At 70.9% G+C, this 633-nt stretch carries 1 protein-coding gene; it reads right to left on the bottom strand.

The features are described 5' to 3' along the window. Window positions 1–120: 120 nt before the first annotated feature. Entirely contained in the window at window positions 121–612 is a 492-nt protein-coding gene (locus tag R5W23_RS11315) for a winged helix-turn-helix domain-containing protein (RefSeq protein WP_320686411.1), read from the bottom strand. Window positions 613–633 lie beyond the last annotated feature (21 nt).

The raw sequence follows: 633 nt of genomic DNA, 5'->3' as shown, positions 1-633 counted from the left end.
AGGGCCCACACGCGACGCGCCACGGGCTTGAGCCCGAGCCGGGCTTCATCTTCGCACCACCGCTCCACCTCCTTGTCCGGGTGCCCCTGGCGCAGCTCGGCCATCAGACGGGCGAGCCCGTCAAAGCCACTCCTGTTGCTGGAAGGCGGTGGCCCCCTTGGGGTGCCGGGGGCGCGGGACGACCAACCGGAACCCGAGTTCCTTGAGCCATTGCCATCCGGTCTGGTTGACGATCGTGATGCCGAACCGGTCCCGGACGAAGGCGGCGACCTTGGGTCCGCTCCACAACCCGTGGTCCGGTGGCGGGTTCCGGAGCGCGGCGAGTAGCTCGGCGTGTTGGGGCGGGGGCATCTTGTACCGAGCCCCGTTGTCCCGGCGCCGGTCCGTGAGGCCCTCGGGGCCGTGGGCGTTGTACCGCGTGAGGATCGCACGGCCCCAGGCGGGCGTGAACCCGACGAGGCGGGCCGCCGCCGTGGCCGAGATCGGCTCATCGGACCGCGTCACCAGCCACAGCACGTGCCACCGGGTCTTCTCGGCCGCGTCCGGGCAATTCCGGTACCGCTGATCGATCTCGGCGGGGGGCAGGTGCGGAACAACGGGTAGTCGTGTCATGGTCAGCCCTCCCGACGTTGG

This window comes from Gemmata algarum, assembly GCF_034097035.1.
Classification (GTDB): Bacteria; Planctomycetota; Planctomycetia; order Gemmatales; family Gemmataceae; genus Gemmata; species Gemmata algarum.
The sequence above is the reverse complement of the archived record's forward strand: the minus strand, read 5'-3'. Positions and strand labels throughout refer to the sequence as shown.